At 58.2% G+C, this 6,599-nt stretch carries 7 protein-coding genes and 1 pseudogene; 3 read left to right on the top strand and 5 right to left on the bottom strand.

Going from position 1 to position 6,599, the window contains the following annotated elements; genetic code table 11:
• Positions 1-76: pseudogene (locus tag NBH21_RS25565) on the bottom strand (IS6 family transposase); the annotation flags it as partial.
• Between the two features lie 230 nt (positions 77-306).
• Here NBH21_RS25565 and NBH21_RS25560 point away from each other — a divergent pair.
• Positions 307-1,416, top strand: a complete 1,110-nt coding sequence (locus NBH21_RS25560) for an NADH:flavin oxidoreductase/NADH oxidase (protein ID WP_250914793.1) — start codon at positions 307-309, stop codon at positions 1,414-1,416.
• 355 nt (positions 1,417-1,771) lie between these two features.
• On the opposite strand, the gene NBH21_RS25555 is transcribed toward NBH21_RS25560, so the two are convergent.
• Positions 1,772-2,749, bottom strand: coding sequence for an alpha/beta fold hydrolase (locus NBH21_RS25555; protein WP_250914794.1), 978 nt, complete (start codon positions 2,747-2,749; stop codon positions 1,772-1,774).
• Between the two features lie 402 nt (positions 2,750-3,151).
• Positions 3,152-3,778, bottom strand: coding sequence for a hydrolase (locus tag NBH21_RS25550; protein WP_250914795.1), 627 nt, complete (start codon positions 3,776-3,778; stop codon positions 3,152-3,154).
• 520 nt (positions 3,779-4,298) lie between these two features.
• Between NBH21_RS25550 and NBH21_RS25545 the strand changes: the two genes are divergently transcribed.
• Complete coding sequence (locus tag NBH21_RS25545; RefSeq protein ID WP_250914796.1) at positions 4,299-4,553, top strand: DUF2188 domain-containing protein; 255 nt, start codon at positions 4,299-4,301, stop codon at positions 4,551-4,553.
• Positions 4,554-4,622: 69 nt separating this feature from the next.
• A complete protein-coding gene (locus NBH21_RS25540) occupies positions 4,623-4,991 on the top strand; it encodes a response regulator transcription factor (protein ID WP_250914797.1) in 369 nt (122 codons plus the stop codon).
• 1 nt (position 4,992) lies between these two features.
• Here the strand turns inward: NBH21_RS25540 and NBH21_RS25535 are convergent, their stop codons facing one another.
• A complete protein-coding gene (locus tag NBH21_RS25535) occupies positions 4,993-5,634 on the bottom strand; it encodes a response regulator transcription factor (protein WP_250914798.1) in 642 nt (213 codons plus the stop codon).
• Positions 5,631-6,452 carry an alpha/beta fold hydrolase gene (locus tag NBH21_RS25530; protein WP_250914799.1) on the bottom strand — a complete coding sequence of 274 codons (822 nt, stop codon included), beginning with the start codon at positions 6,450-6,452 and terminating at the stop codon, positions 5,631-5,633. The genes NBH21_RS25535 and NBH21_RS25530 overlap by 4 nt, the downstream gene beginning before the upstream one ends.
• Positions 6,453-6,599 lie beyond the last annotated feature (147 nt).

The raw sequence follows: 6,599 nt of genomic DNA, 5'->3' as shown, positions 1-6,599 counted from the left end.
AGAGCCATACCGCGTGCGCGATGATCGCGGCGGGAAAGCGGTGGCGTTTGTATTGGGCGGACGCATCTTTAGTCATGCCGATAGACTATTGCCTCGATCCGCACCAGCCGGTTAAGGCGACGCCTCCGCCTGAAGTGTCAGCCTTTCATGCATCCGGCCTCCCGGTTGAAGAATTCGACTCAAAATCATCGCGATGCACAGGGACGCCGATGCGTTGACAAGGGTATTGTACAAGTCCGGGTACCGACGCGACATTAAGATGAGACTGACAGTATCCGGCGCCAACACCTACCTGCGGAGCTTTAGATGACACACAGCCGATTGTTTTCCCCGCTGAAAGTCGGCGATCTCGAGCTGAAAAACCGCATCGTGATCGCGCCTATGTGCCAGTATACTGCGGACGATGGAAAGATGACCGATTGGCACCTGATGCATCTGGGCATGCTCGCAAATTCCGGTGCCGCCTTGCTCACGATCGAGGCGACCGCCGTCTCGCCCGAAGGGCGAATTTCCTATGGCGACGTCGGGCTCTACTCCGATGAGACCGAAGCAGCGATGGCCAGAACCCTGGAAAGCGTACGACGTTACTCGGACATGCCGATCGCGATCCAGCTCAGTCATGCCGGACGAAAGGCCTCCAGCCAGGTCCCGTGGAAGGGGGGTGGGCAAATCGCGCCGACCGAGCCTCTGGGGTGGCAGACGGTCGGTGCAAGCGAAGTCCCGTTTCGCTCCAGCTACGATGCGCCGGCTGCCCTGGATCGTTCCGACCTGACCTTGCTTCGGGACAGCTTCAAGAGCGCCGCGCGCCGCGCCGCCCGGCTCGGCCTTTCGGCGATTCAGATCCATGCCGCTCACGGTTATCTGCTCCACCAGTTCCTGTCGCCGCTTTCCAACACCCGAACGGACGAATATGGCGGATCGCTGCAGAACCGGATGAGATTTCCGCTGGAGGTCTTCGATGTCATCCGGGATGCGTTTCCGGGCGATCGGCCGGTAACGGTCCGGGTATCGGCAACCGATTGGGTCGATGGCGGCTGGAATCTGGAGTCCACTCTCTCCTTCGCATCCGAACTGGAAGCGCACGATTGTAGCGCCATCCACGTTTCGAGCGGCGGACTTGCGCATGACCAGAGCATTCCTGTCGGACCGAATTATCAGGTCCCGTTCGCACGGGCCGTGAAAGCAACCGTGAAAATCCCCGTCATCGCGGTCGGTCTCATAACCGAATTCGAACAGGCCGAGGCAATCATCGGCACGGGGGATGCCGATTGCATCGCAATCGCGCGCGCCATCCTTTACGACCCCCGCTGGCCCTGGCACGCCGCAGCACATTTTGGCGAGACCGTAGATGCCGCCGACCAGTATCTCCGGTGTCAGCCTCGCCAGTACAGACATCTCTTCAAGTCGCGCGATTAGAGCAATTCCAGCAGAAGTGGGAGCCGCTTTCGCGTCTGGCACTGCAGGAAAACAAAGAGATAGCGCATTTTCGGCGATCTCGTGCTCACCGGAAACTCTGGCGTCCAAAACGTCCTGACGCCTGCGTGTAAGAATGAAAGTCCTGCCGTCCGGCCTCGGGCGGAAGTGGCGCCTTTGTCTGCCCTGACGGCGGGCCGGCATCTCCCCTTGAACTGTTCTACTCCAAGCCATTCGTCCATCCGCCGGAGCTCCGGTCTGGCAACATCCGCGCAAGACAACGGCATCCTCACCCTCGAAAAACCAAAACGTCCCGCTCGCAATTTCTCGCGAGCGGGACGGTTGTCGGTATACCGATTTAAGCCTTGATGAAGGCGAGAAGGTCCGGGTTGATGACGTCCGCATGGGTTGTCAGCATGCCGTGGGGGTAACCCTTATAGACCTTGAGCGTGCCGTTCTTGACGAGCTTGACGGAAAGCTCGGCAGAGTCGGCGATCGGCACCACCTGATCGTCATCACCATGCAGAACGAGGGTCGGAACGGTGATCTTCTTCAGGTCCTCGGTCTGGTCGGTTTCGGAGAAGGCCTTGATGCCGTCGTAATGGGCCTTCACGCCGCCCATCATTCCCTGGCGCCACCAATTCTGGATTACGCCGGGATAGATCTTTGCGCCTTCACGGTTGAAACCGTAGAACGGGCCTGTCGGGAAATCCATGAAGAGCTGCGCGCGGTTCTCCGCGACACCCTTGCGAATGCCATCGAAGACTTCCATCGGCAGACCACCCGGATTCGAATCGGTTTTGAGCATGATCGGCGGAACGGCGCTGACGAGGACGGCCTTGGCAACACGACCCTGCGGCTCGCCATACTTCGCTACATAACGTGCAACTTCGCCGCCACCGGTGGAGTGGCCGATGTGAACAGCGTTCTTCAGATCGAGGTGTTCGACGACAGCCGATGCATCCGCTGCATAGTGGTCCATGTCGTGACCGTCAGCGACCTGCGAAGAGCGACCATGACCACGACGGTCGTGGGCGACAACACGGAAACCGTTCTGAAGGAAGAAGATCATCTGGGTGTCCCAGTCGTCCGACGACAGCGGCCAGCCGTGATGAAAATGGATCGGTTGCGCGTCCTTCGGACCCCAATCCTTATAATAGATGTTCACGCCGTCCTTGGTTTTTACGAAGCCGTCGGTCATTTCGAAGTTTCCTTTCGAGGTCTGAGTTGTCGATTTTGGGAATGCAAGGTCCGGGACCGCCATCGCAGCTGAAAAGGCTGCGCCTGCAATGAGTGTCTGGCGGCGGGACAGTGAGAAATCGAAGTCGTTTGCCATCGTTGGCCCCTTGGTGGCTTGGCGGCAGATGATCGCCGTGTGAAGCGTTGTAGAAGTATCCGCCGGTCCGATCTTGTTGGTTCCGATGATTTTTGAACAATGCCAAGGCATTGCCCGTGGCAGGAAAAGGCGCGTTGTGAATTGGAGAAGCCACGCGGCCGGTCGGCCGCGTGGCTTCAAATACGTTCGGATTTGGAGGGGATTTACGGACGGCCATCCCGAAGAATTTCGAACAGGAACCGGATCCGTCCCCCCGCTATCGTCAATCCCGTTCTCCGGCAGGCTCGCATCGGCGTCCAGACCGGCCGTCTCTTCGAGGAAGCGACGCCAAACCGCAACCGGAGCCCTGTTTTGCGATTTCAGGCATGCCCAAGCGGAAGGATGCGGTTCGCCGGTTCGGCGTCATACCGGGTGGATCATGTCGCGCGCATAGGCCAGCCCAATGCCATAGCCGCCAGCATGGCCTTCCACGATTGCCCGGGCTCCGTCGTAGGTCTCCTTGCGTGTCCAATCGCGCTGAAGTTCGAGTAGAACCTGAAGCCAGGAGGTCATGGTTGCCCCTGCCGCCTCCATTCGGCGCAGAGCGAGGGAGTGACTGTCGGGCGTGATGCCGCCACAGGTGTCGGCGACCACGGATACCTCATAGCCATCAGCCAATGCGGACAGAACGGGAAACGATACGCAGGCCTCGGTCAAAAGGCCCGAAACAATCAGTTTTCGACGTCCCGTCTTTTCGACGGCTTCGCGGACCGCCTGATCTTCCCATGCATTCATGTTTCGCCGCTCAAACGAGGGCGCATCGCCGAGAACGCTTCGGATCGAAGGCATCAGCGGACCGCTGTAGACCTTGGAAGCGGATGTGGAGACGATCACCGGAATCTGAAATGTATTTGCGGTCTTCGCCAAAGCGACCGTGTTGCTGATGAGGAGCTGGCGATCGATCGATCCAACGCCGAACGCCAGACCTGCCTGTTGATCGACCATCAACAGTACGGCTTCGGACGGATTGAGTAGGGGCAGATTGGTCATGTTGTCGCTCCTGGCTGCCTGTTACATGGATGGACGAGGGTAAATGCAACGGCGGCCCACTGGCTTGAACGGATGTTCTGGATTTGGTGAAACCACGTCCGAATTCGCGTTGGTGCGTTTCGGCACGCTGGATAAAAAATGGCCGCTCAGGGGCGGAACTGAGCGGCCATGCGGATCCTGGATCCGCCGCTTCGGTGAGGGGAAGCCGAAGCATGTCGGTAGCTTGGGAGGCACGCTACCGCCTCTGTACGAGGCAGCGAGGAACACGATACCAGAGCCGGGCCAGTAAAAAATCATACCTACGGATAGTTCCGCTATACATGTGCGTGGGGAAATTTTCGGCCATCGCAAGTAGCAATCCATTCGTCCACGTAAAGTCGAATAATTCAATACGCGACGATACTTTCGGCCTAACCGTTGCGCTTCGTGGTCGGCCCATCCCGGCGAATTTCGGGATGACGGCTCGACACGCTGACCTGTCGAAGCACGGCGATCGGCGGACGGACCCAGGAAGGACGCTATGACTACTGTTCCAAATCATCTCACCTATCATGTCGGCCGCCATGACGGCGGGTGGGCGTATCACCTGGACAACGTCTGGTCCGAGCCCTTTCCAACCCACGCAGCCGCACACGCCGCTGCGCACCAGGCCGCCAGGCGCCAGCAGCGGAGCGGTCAGTCGGCCGAAATCGTCTACCAGGCCGAGGATGGAACGTGGCACCGCGAGTTCGCCGGACCATCCGACCGGCCGGATGTTTCAGTTGCCGAACGATAGGAACGAAAGCATTGAATAATCGGGCGCACTAGGGTTTGCGCATCGTTCAGATGCAGACTGGGGAATGGAATGCCGGAAACTCCGCTGATTGGTATCGTTGACGACGATCCGGACATTCCTGCCGCGCTTTCCAGCCTCATACGCTCGCTGGGTTATAATACATCATGCTTCAGGTCGCCGGAGGATCTGCTGGCTTCGAGCGAACTGAACCGGTTCTCATGTATCGTCAGCGATATCCACATGCCGAACATATCGGGTATCGAGCTTGTTTCGCTCCTCAAGGCGTTACGTCCCGACTTACCCGTCATCCTGATGACGGGACGACTTGAGCAGGGGCTTCGCGAGAAGGCCCTGCAGACCGGAGCAGTCGCATTCGTAACCAAGCCATTCGGCCTGCAGGACCTGCTGGAAACGATACGCCTGGCAATTCACCCGTAGATCAGGAGTTTTCGAGGTCCCGGTGAAGCTCCAGGAGTTCGGCCATCTTTATCAGATCGGCGAGGGTCCTTGCATCCATCTTCCGCATCGCGGAGCCCCGGTGAATTTTCACCGTGACCTCGCTTAACGAAAGCTTGCCCGCGACCTGCTTGTTCATCAGGCCGGTCGTAACGAGTGTCATCACCTGTCGTTCCCGCAGGCTCAGTTCCGAATAACGCTTTCGCAAGGCCATAAGCTCGACTTCGCCTTCTCTCCTCTTGCGATCCACCTCAAGTGCCGAGGCGACCGCATCGAGCATGTCCTGATCGCGAAAGGGTTTGGGAAGAAAATCGATGGCGCCGGCCTTCATGGCTCTGACCGTCATCGGGATGTCCCCGTGGCCGGTCATGAAGATAACGGGTATGGCGGATCCCGCCCTGGTCAGTTGATCGTGGAAGTCCAGACCGCTCAGGCCCGGCAGGCGAACGTCGACCACCAAGCATCCGGTTACATCCGGCAGCTTCGAAGCGCGAAATTCCCTGGCATTGGCAAACATGCTGGTCTTCAGGCCTACCGACCTGAAAAGGCTGTCGAGAGACAGTCGCAATTCATCATCGTCCTCGATGATGAATACGATCGGGCCCTCCGTCGCCACGACGTTCATTGCCGGATAAAGCTCAACAGATCGCTATTCAGCCGATCTTTATGGGTAAAAAGCAGGCCGTGCGGAGCGCCCTCATACACCTTCAGTTCAGCGTCCGGCATCAATTCGGCTGCCTGACGCGCCGTCGCGCCATAGGGAACGAAGGCGTCGTCCTCACCGTGGATAATCAGGACAGGGATATCGAATTTCATGATATCCGCTCGATAGTCGGTCATCGCGCAGGCGGTTATGGAATCATGCGCGGCCTTCAATGAGGACTGCATCGCGATCTGATGCAATTGCATCATGCTCCCTTCGGACACGGTTGCGCCATCGCGGTCGGCACCGAAGAACAGTCGCGAGAAACCACGAATGAATTCCGCCCGGTCCGATTTCAATCCGGCTCTGACGCCTTCGAATACCGCTTCGGGAACGCCGTTCGGGTAATCCTCGCTCCACGCCAGTTTCGGGGTGGTCGCCCCGATGAGGACGATGCGCGAAATCCTGTCCGTCCCGTGGCGACCGATATAGCGGGTGATCTCGCCGCCGCCCATCGCGTAGCCAACCAAGGTGACATCTTTCAGATCGAGCGCAGTAATAATCTCTGAAAGATCGTCCGAAAACGTATCGTGATCATATCCATGCCACGGCTGATCGGATCTGCCGAAACCTCTCCGGTCATGGGCAATTACGCGATATCCCTCCGATGCCAGATGCATCATCTGGTTTTCCCACATGTCCGAGCTCAAGGGCCAGCCGTGACTGAAAAGCACAGGCGGACCACTCCCCCAATCTTTGTAATAAAGACGAGTGTTGTCACGCATGGTGAGCATCGGCATCAGAGAGCCTCGAAGTGTTGTTTTCGGAGGATTTACTTGAGTTTAACAGCTGTTTTCGCGAACCGCTAGAGGCCCCGAATTTTCGCAGGAGCAATCTTCAAATCGCGGCACAAATGTACAAAAAAGCGGTCGGCGGTATCATCTGAT

It is taken from the genome of Ciceribacter sichuanensis (assembly GCF_024055605.1).
GTDB classification, from domain to species: domain Bacteria; phylum Pseudomonadota; class Alphaproteobacteria; order Rhizobiales; family Rhizobiaceae; genus Allorhizobium; species Allorhizobium sichuanense.
Note: the sequence above shows the minus strand (reverse complement) of the source record. Positions and strands in the feature narration are given on the sequence as shown.